The sequence below is a fragment of the Pseudomonas sp. SIMBA_068 genome (genome assembly GCF_046534705.1).
In the GTDB taxonomy this organism is placed as follows: Bacteria; Pseudomonadota; Gammaproteobacteria; order Pseudomonadales; family Pseudomonadaceae; genus Aquipseudomonas; species Aquipseudomonas putida.
This window is the reverse complement of record NZ_JAWRYI010000399.1, coordinates 1-277: the sequence shown is the minus strand read 5'-3', so window position 1 is coordinate 277 and position 277 is coordinate 1. Positions and strand designations below refer to the sequence as shown.

The 277-nt window shown below is 39.4% G+C and carries 1 protein-coding gene; it reads right to left on the bottom strand.

Translation table 11 applies throughout. From position 1 onward, the window contains the following. Positions 1 to 277, bottom strand: a 277-nt coding sequence (locus SB756_RS29695; RefSeq protein ID WP_410913147.1) for an SDR family NAD(P)-dependent oxidoreductase, incomplete at both ends; no start/stop codon positions are given.

Below are 277 nucleotides of genomic sequence, written 5' to 3'. Positions count from 1 at the left end.
CCATAATGGTTAACCCCTAACTGGCTTTCAAAACCATCTGCTGTAAATTGTTGCTGCTCAACTTGCGCTATTGCACCATTACAAATTAGTGCGTTAATTTGAGGTACTTTTATCAAAATTTCTGTGCAAGCAGTGCGTACTGATGTCAAATCGGCTAAATCCAATGTTATAAAGCTGACGTTTGCGCCACTGCCAAATTCATCCTTGAGCTTTGTAATTGCCAGCACAGATTTATTTGGATTACGATTTAGCATAACAACATTGGCTCCCTTAGAGA